Genomic DNA, 15,198 nt, shown 5'->3' with positions numbered 1-15,198 from the left:
AACCCTGCTCGATCTTGCCGCGTGCTAGCGGACCGGCATCTCTTCTGCGCCCGTGATCCTGTGAAGGTCCTCGTAGGTGATGCTGAACATCGAGTGGTGGTCTCCGGCTCCGGCCCACAGGAGGTTGTGGGCTTTGAGGGACTCGTCCAGCAGTGTTCTTATCTTTTCCGGGTGGCCTACCGGGGCTACTCCGCCCACTTCCTGGCCTGTGTGCTCGAGGACGAAACCGGGGGAGGCCCGGCGGATCTTGCCTGTTCCCAGCCGGGCTGCCACCAGCGCAGTGTCCACCTTGGCCCCGCCGCTGGCCAGGATCAGCAGGGGAACTCCCGCGACGTCGAACACCAGGCTGTTGGTGATGGCCGCTACCTCACAGCCCAGCGTCGCAGCCGCGGCAGCCGCGGTCGGGACTTTGGAGTCGAACACCAGAACGGTGTCCTCGGCGCCAAGGGCGGCGAGGACGCGCTTGACGTTGGCAACCGGTGCCGGGATGCCTCCAGGGCCCGTCACTCAGTACCCCTGGGCATCCAGGATGGCGTCTTCCTCTTCCTCCGCCGTCGGATTCCTGCGCTTCCGGGGAGCCGGACGGCGCCGGTTCGCCGCCATGGCGTACTCGGGCGTGCCGTCCTCGGCGGCGTCCTGGGCATCAATTTCCGCATTGCGCGCCTGCTGCCGCGCCGCGTAGCCGAAGCCAATAAACATCAAGACGCCGAAAGCAAACCACTGCAGCGAATAGGACAGGTGTGTTCCTTCTTCAACGGAAGGTTTCGGGAACGGGTAAGGCATGCTGGCAGCGGCCGGCGTTTCCGAAGCAAGCTGCCCGTAAGCGCCGGTCAGCACGGGGTACCCAAGCTGGGCGGCGTAGGCCGGGAGATCGATGGAGGCAAGCTGGCCGTCGGGGGCGCCGCGCTGAAGTTCCGGCTCGCCTGGTTTCAGGCGCACTACGACGGTGACTTCGCCCGCAGGCGGTTCCGGCACGGAATCAGGCCGGCCGGGGGTGTTGTTTCCGATCGGTAGCCAGCCCCGGTCCACGATAACCGTCTGCCCTGTGGTGAGTTTTAAGGGGACCACCACTTCGTAGCCGGGCTGGCCGTTGAGGGGCCGGTTACGCACCACGCGCTGGCCGCTGACGTCGTAGCGGCCCTTCAGCTCCACCTGGGTCCATTCCTTGTCGGCATCCAGCCGGGAGAACTGCGTTTCCACGGCTTCGAAGGGCAGGGGCGTTGCCGAGTAGTTGGACGTGACCCGGTTGATCTCCGCCAGGGTTTCTGCCCTGCGGTCCATCTGCCAGCGGCCAAGGAACACGCAGGCAGTGGCGAAGATCGCGGCCAACAAGAGATAACCCAGCCATTTGCTGGAGAAGAGGAAGCGGTACATTCAGCTGTCCCTGCCTGGGACAGCGGCAAGATCCAGCGGCAGGGTCTCTTTCCAGAGGCCCCGGGTCTGGAGGTAGTCTTCGAGCCACAGCCGGTGGTCATCGCAGGCCAGCCAGGTCTTGCGGCGTTCGGGTGTGTGGATCTTCGGGTTGTTCCACAGCAGTTGCCAGGTTGCCCCCGCCCGGCAGGCCTTGCGAGAGCACATCGGTGCAGGAGTTTCCGCAGGCCCGGCGTCGCCGCCGGCCAGGTCAAAAATGTTCATGAAGCTGCCCGTTCCTGGCCGTCGTTATCGTCTTCGTCCTCGATGAGTTCGCCCTGGAGAACCGTGGGCCCTTCGTCCGCGACGGCAGCCGGCGATTCCGGTGCTTCCAGCTCTGCGAGCGGTGCGGCGTCCAGCAGGTAATTGCTGTGGATCTCAGCTTTGTCGCTGCCGTTGGCGATGACCACGGCAATCCACGGAAGAAACACCGCCCCGGCAATCGGCAGGACTTTGAACCAGCCATCAACAACGAACACCAGGATTAGGCATACCATGCGGATGCCCATGGCCACGGCGTACTTGATCATCCGCACGCGCATCTCTTCCGAGTGGGCGGTGGCGGCATCCGTGATGCTGTGCACCTGGGCATCACCGGAGACGGCGTCCGGTTGACCGGACATCGAAGGTCCGGGTCGTTTTGCAAGTGTCACGGCTGTTTGATCACGCTCCCAAGGCTTAACCCAATTCTCTCACCCTCGCCAGTGCCGCCCAAACGGAGGCTAAGATCGGAGGCAGTAAAAATCCCGCCCCTTACCGCGGTGCCCCATGCCGCAGAATCCCGGAGCAAACTATGACTGAAGCAGCATCGACCGGCCGCAGCGTCCTGATCACCGGTGGCAACCGCGGCATCGGCCTCGCCATCGCAGAGGCGTTCCTGGCCAACGGTGACAAGGTTGCCGTGACGTACCGCAGCGAGTCTGCGCTCCCGGAGGGAATCATGGGCGTCAAGGCCGACGTCACTGACGAAGCATCCGTGGACGCCGCCTTCGCGGCTGTCGAGGCTGCGCACGGCCCGGTAGAGGTGCTGGTCGCCAACGCCGGAATCACCAAGGACACGCTGCTGATGCGCATGAGCGAAGACGATTTCACCTCGGTCATCGACACCAACCTGACCGGAGCCTTCCGTGTCATCAAGCGGGCGTCCAAGGGAATGATCCGCATGCGCAAAGGCCGGGTTGTGCTGATTTCTTCTGTTTCAGGGCTCTACGGTGCCCCGGGCCAGATCAACTACTCCGCTTCCAAGGCCGGCCTGGTGGGCATTGCCCGCTCCCTGACCCGCGAACTCGGCGGCCGCGGCATCACGGCCAACGTGGTGGCGCCTGGCTTCATCAACACTGACATGACGGCGGAATTGCCGGAGGCCACCCAGAAGGACTATCTGTCCAAAGTACCGGCGGGGCGTTTCGCCGAAGCCGCCGAAGTGGCGAATGTGGTGCGCTGGATTTCCAGTGATGAAGCGTCCTACATCTCCGGCGCCGTCATCCCCGTTGACGGTGGCCTGGGCATGGGCCACTAGGCCTCCCCGTACTCCCTGCCCTGTTCCAAACCCCTGGCCATGAAGGGGACCTTCTGCCCATTACAGGCCCCGTTGGCGGGTGTGTAATGGGCATACCGGCCGGACCCGCACCCGGACCGGCCACAGATCACAGGAAACAACACTAGGGAGCAGTCATGGCCGATCTCAACAAATGGACGCCGTCGGACGTTCTGGAACCCATCCGGCGTTTCCTCGACGGAGACCTGACAATGCCGTCAATCCGTGTGGAACAGTTCCTGGACGGAAACACGCTCGTGGTGCGGGCCGAGGTGCCCGGCCTCGATCCGGAGAAGGACGTGGACGTCTCGGTGGCGGACGGCATGCTCCACATCAAAGCGGAGCGCGAAGAAAAGACCGAGCACAAGAGCAAGACCGGCTACCGTTCGGAGTTCCGTTACGGCTCGTTCGCACGAAGTGTCTCGCTGCCCCCGGGTGCCCGGGAGGAAGATGTGACGGCCTCCTACAAGGACGGCGTCCTGGAAGTCCGGGCGCCGGCGCCCGAACAGGCACCACAGGCCGCCGGGACACGCAAGATCCAGATCGACCACGGCTGAGCGGACAGTCCGGGGCGGCAATGACCGGCGACCGTCCGGAACTAGCCCGGGTCAGCTTCTTTGTTGACGTCGAACAACTGAATTCTCATGGTCCGCTGGCATGATGGATGGCAGACCCACAGATTTTGGACGTTTGGAACAAAGGAGCTCGAATGGGATTGCTGGACAACAAGACTGCCATTGTGACCGGTTCGTCGAGGGGGATCGGCGCTGACGTCGCCAAGCTCCTCGCGGCCGAAGGTGCCGCAGTCGTCGTGAACTACCGCCAGAAGGCCCCGCGGGCCAACAAGGTCGTGGCTGAAATCGAGGCCGCCGGGGGCCGGGCCGCAGCGGTCGGGGCAGACCTCACCACGCAGGAAGGTGTCCAGGCGCTGGCCAGCGCCGCCATGGAGAACTTCGGTTCACTTGACGTCCTGGTCCTCAACGCCTCCGGCGGCATGGAATCGGGCATGGAGGAGGGCTATGCCCTGAAGCTGAACCGTGATGCCCAGGTCAACATGCTGAACGCAGCGGTTCCGCTGATGCGCGAAGGCTCCCGCGTGGTGTTCGTCACCAGCCACCAGGCCCACTTCATCGATACCGTGCCCACGATGCCGGAGTACGAACCGGTGGCACGCAGCAAGCGCGCCGGCGAGGACGCCCTGCGCGCCCTCATTCCGAACCTTGCTGACAAGGGCATTTCCTTCGTGGTGGTTTCCGGGGACATGATCGAAGGAACCGTCACCGCCACGCTGCTTGACCGGTCCAACCCGGGAGCCATCGAAGCCCGCAGGGCCGAAGCCGGCAAACTTTATTCAGTGGCGGAGTTCGCTGCGGAGATCGCCAAGATGGTCACCGCCGACGTCGAAACCGGCCACACCGAGTACGCCGGCGGAGCCGATTACTTCGGCAAGAGCACCGGCCAGGCAGGCTGACACCGCCGCCCGGGAAAACATGAATGAAGGCCGGGCATCTGCCCGGCCTTCATTCATGTCACGTCAAGGTTTTCGTCGAACGGGTACCGCGACCAATGACCAGCGCGCCGTCCCTGCTTCAGACCCCCGCGATGTGCCGCACGGCGTCGAGGTAAGGCAGGTTCACCGCAGCATCAGCGGCTGCGCGCACCGCTGGCTTGGCGTTGAAGGCGACGCCGATCCCTGCGGCGCTGAGCATGTCCAGGTCGTTGGCACCGTCACCCACTGCGATGGTGTGCTCCATGGGGATGCCCTCGGCGGCAGCCCACTCACGGAGGTACTTCTCCTTGGCCGCACGGTCGATCACCGCGCCAAGGACTTTGCCTGTCAGCACGCCGTCGACAATCTCCAGTTCATTGGCGATCCAATAATTCATGCCGAGATCCTCCGCGATGGGGCGCAGGATCTGGTTGAAACCGCCCGATACCACGGCAACCGCATGGCCGCCCGCCTGGAAAGCAGCCACGAGGTCCGCGGCGCCGTGGCTGAGTTCCACCTCGGCCCGTACGGACTCGACGACGTCGGCCGGCAGCCCTGCGAGGACCGCCACACGCGCATGCAGGCTTTGGGCGAAATCGAGTTCGCCGCGCATGGCCGCCTCGGTGACCGCCGTGACCTCTTCCTTCTTGCCGGCATAGGCGGCCAGGAGCTCAATGACCTCCTGCTGGATCAGCGTGGAATCGACGTCCATGATGAGCAACTTGCGCGGCGCCTCGCGGAGGGACGCCGGGACGATTGCCGTGTCCATTCCGGTGAAGCCGGCAGAGGCCACCTCATGGCGCAGCGCGGCGATATCGGCAGCCGTGCCGGACTCCACGGTGAAATCCACCGTGTACACCTCAAATCGCTGGTCGCCGGTGCGCGACTCGGCGGAGAAGGAAGCGCCTGATCCGGTCAGCAGGGACCGGAGGTGCTCCAGTTCCGAAGGGGACAATTTAACGCCGTAGCTGACCGCAGTCACGTTCGAACTCATGGCTGCAATCTTAGCCAGCGCTTTCCCGGTGCCCGAATTCGTTTCATCGCCCCTGGTGCAGCTTCGCCGACGGCGATCGGCCAGGCGGTGCATCAGTTATCAGTCGCACCCTGTTTTGTCCTAGTGTCTACTCCTATGAGTGATGTTCTTGAAATGGCTGGCGTCAGCGTTGTCCGCGGGGCCAAAACGCTCCTCAACAAAGTGGACTGGCAGGTCAAAGAAGGTGAACGCTGGGTAATCCTCGGACCCAACGGCGCCGGCAAGACCACTCTGCTCCAGATTGCGGCGGCGCGGCTCCACCCCACAAGCGGCATGGCCGGCATCCTGGAAGAGATGCTGGGGGCTGTCGACGTCTTTGAACTCCGGCCCCGCATCGGCCTGTCCTCCGCCGCGCTGGCGAACCAGATTCCCGAGCACGAGAAAGTCCTCAACGTTGTGGTCACAGCCGCCTACGGAGTGACAGGACGCTGGCGCGAAGGCTATGAAAAGGACGACGAACGCCGAGCATTCCGGCTCCTGAACGACTGGGGGATGGGCCCGCTGCTCAACCGTCCGTTCGCGTCCCTGTCAGAGGGAGAACGAAAGCGGGTCCAAATTGCCCGCGCCCTGATGACGGACCCCGAACTGCTCCTTCTGGACGAGCCCGCGGCGGGCCTGGACCTTGGCGGCCGCGAAGACCTGGTCCACCGCCTCAGCGAACTGGCACGCGACGAAACCGCGCCGGCCATTGTGCTGGTGACGCACCACCTGGAGGAGGTACCGCCGGGCTTCACCCACGCCATGCTGATGCGGGACGCCCAGGTGGTGGCCGCGGGCCCGATCACAGAGGTCCTGACGTCAGAGCACCTGAGTGAGACCTTCGGGCTGCCCCTCGACGTCACGGTCAACGCGGGACGCTACGCCGCCACCGCACGCCGCTAACCCGGCGGTCATCCGAGCGTGGAGTTACTCAACGGCGTCTTCATTTTCTTTGCGGGGCTGTGGGCGGGAACCATCAACAGTGTTGTGGGTTCCGGCACCCTGGTCACATTCCCTGTGCTTATTGCCCTGGGCATTGCCCCGGTAACGGCCTCGATCAGCAATGCGATGGGCTTGGTGGCGGGTAATGCCGCCGGCGCCTGGGGGTACCGGAAGGAACTTGCGGGGCGGGGCAAGCAGCTGCTCCGGCTGTTGCCCGCATCCCTTCTGGGCGGCATCAGTGGCGCCTGGCTGCTGCTGCACCTGCCGGAAAAGGTGTTCCATTACGCCGCACCTGCCCTGATTGTGCTCGCCCTGCTGATGGTGGTCTTCCAGCCCCGTCTCCAGCAGTGGGTAAAGAACCGCGAATCCAACCCGGAACACGCCATCAGGGACAGAAGCCACGGCGTGCTCCTGATCGTGCTGGTCTACCTGGCAGGCGTCTACGGTGGCTATTTCGTGGCCGCGCAGGGCATTCTCCTGGTGGGGATACTGGGCGTATTCATGACCGGAACCATCCAGAACGCCAATGCCATGAAGAACATCCTCGTGCTGGGTGTCAACATTGTGGCCGCAGCGTCCTATCTGCTCTTCGCTTTCGGACGCATCAACTGGGCGGTCGTCGCAATCATCGCGGTAAGCTCCCTGATCGGCGGCGTCGTCGGATCCAAAGTGGGCCGAAGGCTGTCACCGCCGGTCCTGCGCGGCGTCATCTTTGCGCTCGGCCTCGTTGCCTTGGGCTTCATGATCGCCAACCTGTTCAAATGACCGGCACCTACGCCCCGATGAGTTGATTTCCTGTGACCTTCCACTATCTCGAATCCGCTGACGACCCGCGCGTGTCCGACTACACCCGGCTGACGGACGTGCATCTCCGCAAGCTCCGGGAACCCGCTGAGGGCATGTACATTGCGGAATCGTCACGTGTGCTCCGGCGGGCGCTGGCGGCCGGGCACCAGCCACGGTCGTTTTTTCTTGCGGAGAAATGGCTCGAGGACCTCACTGACGTCTTCGACCAGTTCCCGGACGTTCCGGTCTATGTAGGAAGCGCCGCCCTGCTGGAAGACATCACCGGATTCCACCTGCACCGCGGCGCCATGGCGGCCATGCACCGTCCGTCCCCCGTACCTCTGCCCGAATTGCTGGCGGGTGCACGTCGGGTGGCTGTCCTCGAGGACATCGTGGACCACACCAATGTCGGTGCCATCTTCCGCTCGGCAGCCGCCTTGGGGGTGGACGCCGTCCTGGTTTCACCGCGGTGCGGCGACCCCCTGTACCGGCGCAGTGTGCGCGTAAGCATGGGCACGGTGTTCCAGGTCCCGTGGGCGCGCCTGGAGTCGTGGCCGGGTGACCTTGGCACGCTTCGGGAACAGGGTTTCACGGTGGCGGCAATGGAGCTTACCGACGACGCCGTGGACGTTGACGAACTGGCTGCACGGAACCTGGACAAGCTTGCCTTGGTGCTGGGCACGGAGGGAGCAGGCATGAGCCGGGAGACGCTCTCGGCCGTAGACCTCGCAGTCAGGATCCCCATGCGGGCAGGAGTCGATTCGCTGAACGTCGCGGCTGCCTCCGCCGTCGCCTTCTGGGAACTGCGCCCGAAGGGCTGACGCCGCCGGCCCACGCTCCCGCCCGTTTCGTGCCGGGAGCCTGTTTAGGCTAGGATTGAGTGTTGGTCCGGACACCCGGTGTTTGCAAGCTAGAGGCATTCATTGTTGTCCTGCGGCCTCATCCCATTCATACCTGGCAACTGGCAAAATCCAGTTGTGCGAACAAAGGTCCCATTATGAAGTCTGATATCCACCCGAAGTACGAAGCTGTTGTATTCAACGACCTGGCTTCCGGCGTCAAGTTCCTGACCAAATCCACCGTGTCTTCCAAGAAGACCATCGAGTGGGAAGACGGAAACACCTACCCGGTCATCGACGTCGAAATCTCCTCCGAGTCCCACCCGTTCTACACGGGCAAGCAGCGCATCATGGACTCCGCAGGCCGCGTCGAGCGCTTCAACGCTCGCTTCAAGGGCTTCGGCGGCAAGAAGTAACAACTTCTCCCCAAGGTCAATTGGAAAGCCCGCATCTTCCGGAACTTCTGGAAGATGCGGGCTTTTGCGTTGTTGGGGCAGGATGGGTTGCATGACATTTCCTCCTTTTGAGACCAGTCCGGCGGACGGCACGCACGACGACGGCGGCCGGCGCCATGGTGAGTACAAGGTTCCCGGCGGCAAGCTTGTGGTGGTGGATTTCGACGTCGTAGGCGGGCGCTTCACGCATGTTTCCGTCAGCGGTGACTTCTTCCTGGAACCCGACGAAGCGCTACTCGACATCAACCGCTCCTTGACCGGACTTGCGGAGACAGCCACCGCCGAGGAGATCTCCGCGGCCGTGACCGCGGCCCTGCCCGAGGACGCCGTGCTTTTTGGCTTCTCCGCCGATGCGGTGTCCATTGCCGTCCGGCGGGCACTGGCGAAGGCAACCGGCTGGGGGGACCACCACTGGAACGTCATTGCCCCGTCAGTGCTGCCGACGCACGTCAATGTCGCCTTGGACGAGGTTCTCACCGAGGAAGTGGGGGCCGGACGCCGGAATCCCACGCTCCGCTTCTGGGACTGGGAGGAACCGTCTGTGGTGATCGGCAGTTTCCAGTCGGTCCGCAATGAGGTCCATCCGGAGGGCGTGGCACGCCACGGCATCAGCGTAGTCCGCCGTATCAGCGGCGGGGGAGCCATGTTCATGGAAGCGGGCAACTGCATCACCTACTCGCTGTACCTGCCGCAGACCCTCGTGGACGGCATCAGCTTCGCCGATTCCTACGCGTTCCTGGACGCCTGGGTCATGGCTGCGCTGGAGAAACTGGGCATCAGCGCTTTCTACGTCCCGCTCAACGACATCGCCACGGAGCAGGGCAAGATCGGCGGTGCCGCCCAGAAGCGCCTGGCAAACGGGGGCATGCTGCACCACGTCACCATGAGCTATGACATCGACGCCGACAAAATGGTGGAAGTGCTGCGGATCGGCAAGGAAAAGCTCTCGGACAAAGGCACTGCCAGTGCCAAGAAGCGGGTGGATCCGCTGCGTCGCCAGACCGGCCTTGCCCGGGCCGACATCGTGGCGGCCATGATGGATGTCTTCAGCGGCCGGTACGGGGCCACGCCATCAGTCCTGACTGACGCCGAGCTTGCCGCTGCCCAGGAGCGCGTGGCGGCCAAGTTCGGCACCGAGGAGTGGCTGCACCGCGTGCCTTAGAGACCAATCGGTTGCTCCGCTGCCCTTCTGGTCGGTGAAAACAGCAGTTAAGGAGCAACCGACGGTGTTGGCGCGGCTGCCTGGGCCGAAAGGGCCCGGTGCAGGTGGCTCCGCTGCTCAATGATGATGCGGCGTAGTGCGCGCGGGGCATCCGGATGTTCGGTAAGCCAGCCGTCGGTCAGAACAATCACTGCATTCGTGTCGGGGCTGCCTCCGTCCAGGTTCTGTCCTGACGGGTAGAGCCCGCGGATAATCCGGCTGGCGATCTCTATGCTCCGCCCCGCCCAGACGTCCTCCAGGCACTTGAAGTAGGGTTCCACGAACGGGTCCAGAAGGCCGTCAGGTGCCGTGTTAAAGCCTGCGATCGTGGCGCTGAGCAGCTGATTGGAAAGCTCCGTGCCCTTGACGGCGGCATCCCAGGCAGCGGCTTTGACGGCGGCGTCCGGGCGGGCTGCGAGTGCTGTGGCATGGCCGGCACGGCCGGAAGCGGTGGTGTCGCGGGCAAGTTCGCCGTCCAGCTCAGCCTCTGTTGCCTGTCCGTTGGCCGCCAGTGCGTGCCAGAGGCTCCAGCGCAGCTCAGGGTCGACGGAAAGGCCTTCGAGCACGGTTGTGCCGTCCAGGATTCCCCTTACGAGGTCCAGCCGTCCGGCTGCCTGCCTGCTTGTGGTGGCGAGGGTCCGTGCCCAGGCCAGCTGATGGTCCGACCCGGGCCGGGCCGCGCCCAGTTCCCGGGCGGCCACCTCCAGGAAACCGTTCCGGACGGCAGCCCGTTGGGACACGGGGACATAGCGCTCAATGGCGGTTGAGGCGTTGCCCAGCACGTTAAGCAGTACACCTATGCCCTTTTCGGCGGGACCGAAGCTTTCCACGGCCGCAACGTAGCGGTCCGCCGGCGCCACGCCGTCACGTGCCGCGTCCCAGAGGGCCGTCCAGCAGAGTGCCCGCGCCATCGGATCCTGCAGGGCACCGAGGGACGCGCGGGCGGTCGCCTCCGAGCGGGGATCAAACCTCACCTTCGCATAGCTGAGGTCGTCGTCGTTGACCAGGAGGAGCGCCGGCACCGGCTTGCCCTCAAGCTCGGGCACCACTGTGCTCCGGCCGGTCAGATCCGTTTCGACGCTGTCGGCGCGGACCAGCAGGCCGTCGGCGTTGAAATCGTAAAGCCCGATGCGGAGCCGGTGCGGGCGCAGTTCCTGGCGTCCCGTTGCGGGGTCCACCGCGTCCTGGACGAGGGTTACCACGCCCAGCACGCCGTCGTGCTCTTGGATGTCGGCAGAGACGGTGGAGATCCCCGAGGTCTGCAGCCACTGGCGGGCCCAGTGTGCCAGGTCGCGGCCTGACGCCTCTTCCAGGGGCGCCAACAGGTCAGCAAGCGTGGTGTTGCCGTACTCGTGATCCCGGAAGTACCGGCGGGAGCCGGCGATGAATGCTTCAAAGCCGACGTAGGCCACCAGTTGCTTCAGTACGGACGCACCCTTGGCGTAAGTGATGCCGTCGAAGTTCTGCTTGGCCGCTTCGAGGTCGGGAATGTCGGCAACGATCGGATGGGTGGTGGGCAGCTGGTCCTGGACGTAGGCCCACGCCTTGCGGTTGTTGGCGAAGTTCACCCAAGCCGTGTCCCAGTCGGTGGCCCGGTCCACTCCCAGGGTGCCCATGTAGTCGGCGAAGGACTCCTTGAGCCACAGGTCGTTCCACCATTGCATGGTGACGAGGTCGCCGAACCACATGTGCGCCATTTCGTGCATGAGCGTGTTGGCACGGCCCTGGTACTGGGAATCGGCCGCCCGGGACGTGAAAACGTAGTTTTCGGTGAAGGTGACCAGCCCCGGGTTCTCCATGGCGCCGAGGTTGTACTCCGGCACAAAGGCCTGGTCATATTTGCCCCACGGATACGGATAGTCGAAGAGGTTGTTGAAGAAGCCGAGACCCTGTTTGGTGAGCTGGAAGAGGTGGCTGGTGTCGAAGGATCCGGCCATGGAGTTGCGGCAGTACAGTGCCAGCGGGACTTCCAGTGCGGTGCCGTCCTCCAGCTTTCCGCTCCAGTGGTCCTCGGCCTTGAAGTAAGGCCCTGCCAGCACCGTGGTGATGTATGTGGACATCCGCGGCGTCGGCTCGAAGTCCCAGCGGCTCGTTGCGGGGTCGCTGGTGAGCTTGGTGCGACCGGCCTCGGCGCTGTTGGAGGCTACCTGCCAGTCGGATGGAGCCATTACATGGAAGGTGAACTCAGCTTTGAGGTCCGGCTGTTCAAAGTTTGCGAACACCCTTCGGGCGTCGGCCGGTTCGTACTGGGTGTAGAGATAGCACTTCCCGTCGGCCGGATCGAAGAAACGGTGCATGCCTTCGCCGGAGGTGCTGTACAGGGCTGTTCCCGTGATGGTTACCTGATTTTCGGCCTGCAGGTTGTCCAGCCGGATGCGGGAGCCGTCCACCACCTCGGAGACGGAAAGACCCTTGCCGTTCAGGAAGACGCTGTGCACCTCGCTGCTGATGAAGTCCAGGAATGTGGATGCGCCGGGTTCCCGGGCCGAAAAGGTGATGACGCTGCGGCTCGTGTAACCCGTGACCTCCGGATCCTGCGCCTGGCGGACGTCGAGGGACACGTCATAGCTGTGGGTGGTGATCAGGGCTGAGCGGTTTGCCGCTTCATCGCGTTGCAGGTTCTCATTCGACACCAAGCTATTGAATCATGGTGCGCGCCGGACCATCCCTGCGGCTGCGCGATCAGTGCGGCTGAATGATGAGCACTGCTGCCCCAAGGCCCAGTGCGGCAATAAGAAGCCAAGCCGCGAGTGCTGCCAGCAGCGCCCTGGCACCGGTGTGGAGCAGGGTTTGCACGCGGACCGCCGAGCCCAGGCCGAAGAGCGCCATGCCCAGCAGAACGTCCTGCAGGATGGCCGCCGCCTCCAGCCAGCCGGGTGACAGCCAGCCTGTGGACCGAAAACCCACCATGGCCACGAAACCGATGACGAACAGCGGAACGATCGGCGGCATCCGGACGTCCGCGCCGCCGGTTTCGGATAAGGGGCCGGCTGACCGGGAACTCTCAGCTCCGTTCCGGCCAGCTTCGTTCGCTCCGCGGCTGATGGCCGCCCTCTGGTGGATGCCCGCTGCTGCCACGATGGGGGCCAGGAGGACCACCCTCGTCAGCTTGACCACGACGGCGATAGCCAGGGCACCGGTTCCCGCGGTCTGCGCTGTTGCCACTACCTGGCCGACGTCGTGCACCGATGCGCCCGTCCAGGCACCGAAAACCTCAGGAGTGAGTTGCAGCGGATGCAGCAGGAGCGGCAGGACGCCGATGGCCAGTGTGCCGCACAGGGTGACCAGGGCGACCGGCAGGACTGTGTCCACGTGGCGAATCCGGCGGACAGCCGCCATCGCACCAATGGCTGAGGCACCGCAGATTGAGAAGCCGGTGGCGATGAGCAGGGAGGCGTCGCGGGTCAGGCGGAACGACCGCGAAATGCCGTACGTTCCGGCAAAGCTTGCCAGGACCACACCCGTGATCAGCAACAGCGCCTGCCAGCCGAGGCCCAGTACATCCATCACGCTGACTTTTAGCCCCAGGAATACAATGCCGGCCCTCATCAGGTGCTTGCCGGCGAAATCGAGCCCGCCGCGAGCCCGCCCCGCCACCCACATTCCCGTGCCGGGAAGGTTCGCGGCGAGCAGGCCCAGGACGACGGCGACGGTCATGGCGGGCAGGACCGGCGCCATTGCGTGTACCGTAAAGGCCACCCCGACGGCGAGAACGGCAGTGAGCAGTCCCGGCGCCAGGGGTGGGATCCGTGCGGAGATCCGTCCCTGAGGGGCGGCGGGGAATCTGGGCAAGGGCACTCACATACTTTGCCGGAACAGTGCGGAAAAACACGAACCGGAGGGGGTGGCTCCAACACGCCACAATGGGCATCAGTAATGAATTCGAAACAAAAAGGTGGTTGGCTAATGACCATGTCTGACCTATTCCAGGATTACTCCGAGGCCGCCGGCCGCACCGGCGCCTACGACGAGATGTTCACGCCCGGCCAAGAAGCCAGGAAGTCCTACGGGCAGGTCGCCGGGGCTCTCCGCGAGCTTTCCCTCACCGATGTCACCGCCCGGGCCGATTCAATGGCCAGGACGTTCCTGGACCGCGGTGTCACCTTCGACTTTGCAGGGGAGGAACGCCCGTTTCCGCTGGATATCGTTCCCCGCGTGATCCCGGCCGACGAATGGACCGTCCTGGAGAAGGGGGTGGCCCAGCGGGTCCGCGCCCTCGAGGCCTTCCTCAACGACGTGTACGACAAGATGACCGTGGTGGCTGACGGCGTCATTCCGCGCCAGCTCGTCACCACCAGTGCCCACTTCCACCGCCAGGTCCACGGTTTCGAGCCGGCGGGCGGCGTTCGCGTCCACATCTCCGGCATCGACGTCGTACGTGACGCTGCGGGAACATTCCGCGTCCTCGAAGACAACGTGCGTGTACCGTCCGGCGTCAGCTACGTGCTGGAGAACCGCCGGGCCATGGCCAAGGGCCTCCCTGAGGCATTCGGCCAGCAGCTCATCCGGCCGGTCGAAGAGTACCCGCGCCGGTTGCTTTCCGCCCTGCGCAAGACGGCGCCCTCCGGCGTTGACGACCCCACGGTAGTGGTCCTTACCCCCGGCGTGTTCAACAGCGCGTACTTCGAACACACCTTGCTGGCCGGCCTCATGGGCGTTGAACTTGTGGAGGGCCGTGACCTGATCTGCCGCGGCAACAGGGTGTACATGCGGACCACCGCAGGCGAACAGCGCGTTGACGTCATCTACAAGCGGATCGACGACGACTTCCTCGATCCGCTGCAGTTCCGCGCCGATTCCATGCTGGGCTGCCCCGGCCTGGTGAACGCGGCCCGCGCCGGCGGCGTGACCATCGCCAACGCCGTGGGCAACGGCGTGGCTGACGACAAGCTCGTTTACAGCTATGTTCCGGACCTCATCCGCTACTACCTCAACGAAGAGCCCGTGATCGCCAACGTGGACACCTTCCGGCTGGAGGAGAAGGAGGCGCGCGAGCACGTCCTGGACAGGCTGGATGAACTGGTGGTCAAGCCGGTCGACGGCTCCGGCGGCAAGGGCCTGGTCATCGGGCCCGATGCGTCCAAGGAGGAACTCGAAGCGCTGCGCAAGCGCGTCATCGCCGATCCCCGGGGCTGGATTGCCCAGCCGGTCCTGCAACTGTCTACGGTTCCCACCCTCAGCGGTGATAAGTTTGGCCCTCGGCACGTTGACCTGCGGCCGTTCGCCGTCAACGACGGAGACGACGTCTGGGTGCTTCCCGGCGGGCTGACCCGCGTCGCCCTCAAGGAGGGTTCGCTGATCGTCAATTCCAGCCAGGGTGGCGGTTCCAAGGACACCTGGGTGCTCTCTGACTCTCCCGAGGTTCCGGTGGAAGCCGTGCCAAGGCCGTCCATCACCGTCCGGGAACGGGTTTCAGTGTGGCCGGTCGAAAGCAATTGGCGCGACCGCCAGACGGAGCAGCAGCAGTGAGCCGCCGCCCGCGGGTGCAGCCCGCATTAGTTCGCCCGTTTATGTTCATGCAGATTTC

At 64.4% G+C, this 15,198-nt stretch carries 16 protein-coding genes; 9 read left to right on the top strand and 7 right to left on the bottom strand.

Annotated elements, in window-relative coordinates; genetic code table 11:
- Positions 1–24: 24 nt before the first annotated feature.
- Genes ACFVWT_RS07415 through ACFVWT_RS07400 form a run of 4 tightly spaced genes read right to left on the bottom strand, consistent with a single transcriptional unit; the run spans position 25 to position 2,063 of the window.
- Entirely contained in the window at positions 25–507 is a 483-nt protein-coding gene (locus tag ACFVWT_RS07415; RefSeq protein ID WP_390246569.1) for a YbaK/EbsC family protein, read from the bottom strand.
- The gene (locus ACFVWT_RS07410; protein WP_390246567.1) at positions 508–1,374 is read right to left on the bottom strand and encodes an SURF1 family protein; all 867 of its coding nucleotides are present in this window, start codon (positions 1,372–1,374) and stop codon (positions 508–510) included. It abuts the gene before it with no gap.
- Positions 1,375–1,635, bottom strand: a complete 261-nt coding sequence (locus ACFVWT_RS07405) for a hypothetical protein (RefSeq protein WP_390246565.1) — start codon at positions 1,633–1,635, stop codon at positions 1,375–1,377. It lies immediately after the preceding gene.
- The gene (locus ACFVWT_RS07400; protein WP_390246563.1) at positions 1,632–2,063 is read right to left on the bottom strand and encodes a DUF3099 domain-containing protein; all 432 of its coding nucleotides are present in this window, start codon (positions 2,061–2,063) and stop codon (positions 1,632–1,634) included. The genes ACFVWT_RS07405 and ACFVWT_RS07400 overlap by 4 nt, the downstream gene beginning before the upstream one ends.
- 140 nt (positions 2,064–2,203) lie before the next feature.
- On the opposite strand from ACFVWT_RS07400, the gene fabG reads away from it, so the two are divergent.
- The 3 genes from fabG (at position 2,204) to ACFVWT_RS07385 (ending at position 4,418) form a co-directional block, all read left to right on the top strand.
- On the top strand, positions 2,204–2,929 hold the full coding sequence (gene fabG / locus ACFVWT_RS07395) for a 3-oxoacyl-ACP reductase FabG (RefSeq protein ID WP_011691965.1): 726 nt from the start codon (positions 2,204–2,206) through the stop codon (positions 2,927–2,929).
- Between the two features lie 155 nt (positions 2,930–3,084).
- Positions 3,085–3,504 carry an Hsp20/alpha crystallin family protein gene (locus tag ACFVWT_RS07390; RefSeq protein ID WP_390246561.1) on the top strand — a complete coding sequence of 140 codons (420 nt, stop codon included), beginning with the start codon at positions 3,085–3,087 and terminating at the stop codon, positions 3,502–3,504.
- Positions 3,505–3,656: 152 nt separating this feature from the next.
- Positions 3,657–4,418 (top strand): SDR family oxidoreductase, encoded by a 762-nt coding sequence (locus ACFVWT_RS07385; RefSeq protein WP_390246559.1) that lies wholly within the window; start codon positions 3,657–3,659, stop codon positions 4,416–4,418.
- Between the two features lie 118 nt (positions 4,419–4,536).
- On the opposite strand, the gene serB is transcribed toward ACFVWT_RS07385, so the two are convergent.
- Entirely contained in the window at positions 4,537–5,430 is an 894-nt protein-coding gene (serB, locus tag ACFVWT_RS07380) for a phosphoserine phosphatase SerB (RefSeq protein WP_390246557.1), read from the bottom strand.
- A gap of 135 nt (positions 5,431–5,565) precedes the next feature.
- Here serB and ACFVWT_RS07375 point away from each other — a divergent pair, with 135 nt between their 5' ends.
- The 5 genes from ACFVWT_RS07375 (at position 5,566) to ACFVWT_RS07355 (ending at position 9,632) form a co-directional block, all read left to right on the top strand.
- The gene (locus ACFVWT_RS07375; protein ID WP_390246555.1) at positions 5,566–6,351 is read left to right on the top strand and encodes an ABC transporter ATP-binding protein; all 786 of its coding nucleotides are present in this window, start codon (positions 5,566–5,568) and stop codon (positions 6,349–6,351) included.
- A gap of 18 nt (positions 6,352–6,369) precedes the next feature.
- On the top strand, positions 6,370–7,155 hold the full coding sequence (locus ACFVWT_RS07370) for a sulfite exporter TauE/SafE family protein (protein WP_390246553.1): 786 nt from the start codon (positions 6,370–6,372) through the stop codon (positions 7,153–7,155).
- 32 nt (positions 7,156–7,187) lie between these two features.
- Complete coding sequence (locus tag ACFVWT_RS07365) at positions 7,188–7,997, top strand: TrmH family RNA methyltransferase (protein WP_390246551.1); 810 nt, start codon at positions 7,188–7,190, stop codon at positions 7,995–7,997.
- 176 nt (positions 7,998–8,173) lie between these two features.
- Entirely contained in the window at positions 8,174–8,431 is a 258-nt protein-coding gene (locus ACFVWT_RS07360; protein ID WP_028267311.1) for a type B 50S ribosomal protein L31, read from the top strand.
- Between the two features lie 91 nt (positions 8,432–8,522).
- The gene (locus tag ACFVWT_RS07355; RefSeq protein ID WP_390246549.1) at positions 8,523–9,632 is read left to right on the top strand and encodes a biotin/lipoate A/B protein ligase family protein; all 1,110 of its coding nucleotides are present in this window, start codon (positions 8,523–8,525) and stop codon (positions 9,630–9,632) included.
- 47 nt (positions 9,633–9,679) lie between these two features.
- Here the strand turns inward: ACFVWT_RS07355 and pepN are convergent, their stop codons facing one another.
- Positions 9,680–12,304, bottom strand: a complete 2,625-nt coding sequence (gene pepN / locus ACFVWT_RS07350; protein WP_390246547.1) for an aminopeptidase N — start codon at positions 12,302–12,304, stop codon at positions 9,680–9,682.
- A gap of 49 nt (positions 12,305–12,353) precedes the next feature.
- On the bottom strand, positions 12,354–13,463 hold the full coding sequence (locus tag ACFVWT_RS07345; protein ID WP_390247117.1) for a YeiH family protein: 1,110 nt from the start codon (positions 13,461–13,463) through the stop codon (positions 12,354–12,356).
- 120 nt (positions 13,464–13,583) lie between these two features.
- Here ACFVWT_RS07345 and ACFVWT_RS07340 point away from each other — a divergent pair, with 120 nt between their 5' ends.
- The gene (locus ACFVWT_RS07340) at positions 13,584–15,140 is read left to right on the top strand and encodes a circularly permuted type 2 ATP-grasp protein (protein WP_390247115.1); all 1,557 of its coding nucleotides are present in this window, start codon (positions 13,584–13,586) and stop codon (positions 15,138–15,140) included.
- Positions 15,141–15,198: the final 58 nt, after the last annotated feature.

It is taken from the genome of Arthrobacter sp. NPDC058288 (assembly GCF_042880995.1).
GTDB lineage: Bacteria > Actinomycetota > Actinomycetes > Actinomycetales > Micrococcaceae > Arthrobacter.
The sequence above is the reverse complement of the archived record's forward strand: the minus strand, read 5'-3'. Positions and strand labels throughout refer to the sequence as shown.

Bases quoted from the DNA above. Each gene is read 5' to 3' on its own strand.
- ACFVWT_RS07410 (WP_390246567.1), bottom strand. From the start codon at position 1,374: ATGTACCGCTTCCTCTTCTCCAGCAAATGGCTGGGTTATCTCTTGTTG.
- ACFVWT_RS07405 (WP_390246565.1), bottom strand. From the start codon at position 1,635: ATGAACATTTTTGACCTGGCCGGCGGCGACGCCGGGCCTGCGGAAACT.
- fabG (WP_011691965.1), top strand. From the start codon at position 2,204: ATGACTGAAGCAGCATCGACCGGCCGCAGCGTCCTGATCACCGGTGGC.
- ACFVWT_RS07390 (WP_390246561.1), top strand. From the start codon at position 3,085: ATGGCCGATCTCAACAAATGGACGCCGTCGGACGTTCTGGAACCCATC.
- ACFVWT_RS07385 (WP_390246559.1), top strand. From the start codon at position 3,657: ATGGGATTGCTGGACAACAAGACTGCCATTGTGACCGGTTCGTCGAGG.
- serB (WP_390246557.1), bottom strand. From the start codon at position 5,430: ATGAGTTCGAACGTGACTGCGGTCAGCTACGGCGTTAAATTGTCCCCT.
- ACFVWT_RS07375 (WP_390246555.1), top strand. From the start codon at position 5,566: ATGAGTGATGTTCTTGAAATGGCTGGCGTCAGCGTTGTCCGCGGGGCC.
- ACFVWT_RS07360 (WP_028267311.1), top strand. From the start codon at position 8,174: ATGAAGTCTGATATCCACCCGAAGTACGAAGCTGTTGTATTCAACGAC.
- ACFVWT_RS07355 (WP_390246549.1), top strand. From the start codon at position 8,523: ATGACATTTCCTCCTTTTGAGACCAGTCCGGCGGACGGCACGCACGAC.
- ACFVWT_RS07340 (WP_390247115.1), top strand. From the start codon at position 13,584: ATGTCTGACCTATTCCAGGATTACTCCGAGGCCGCCGGCCGCACCGGC.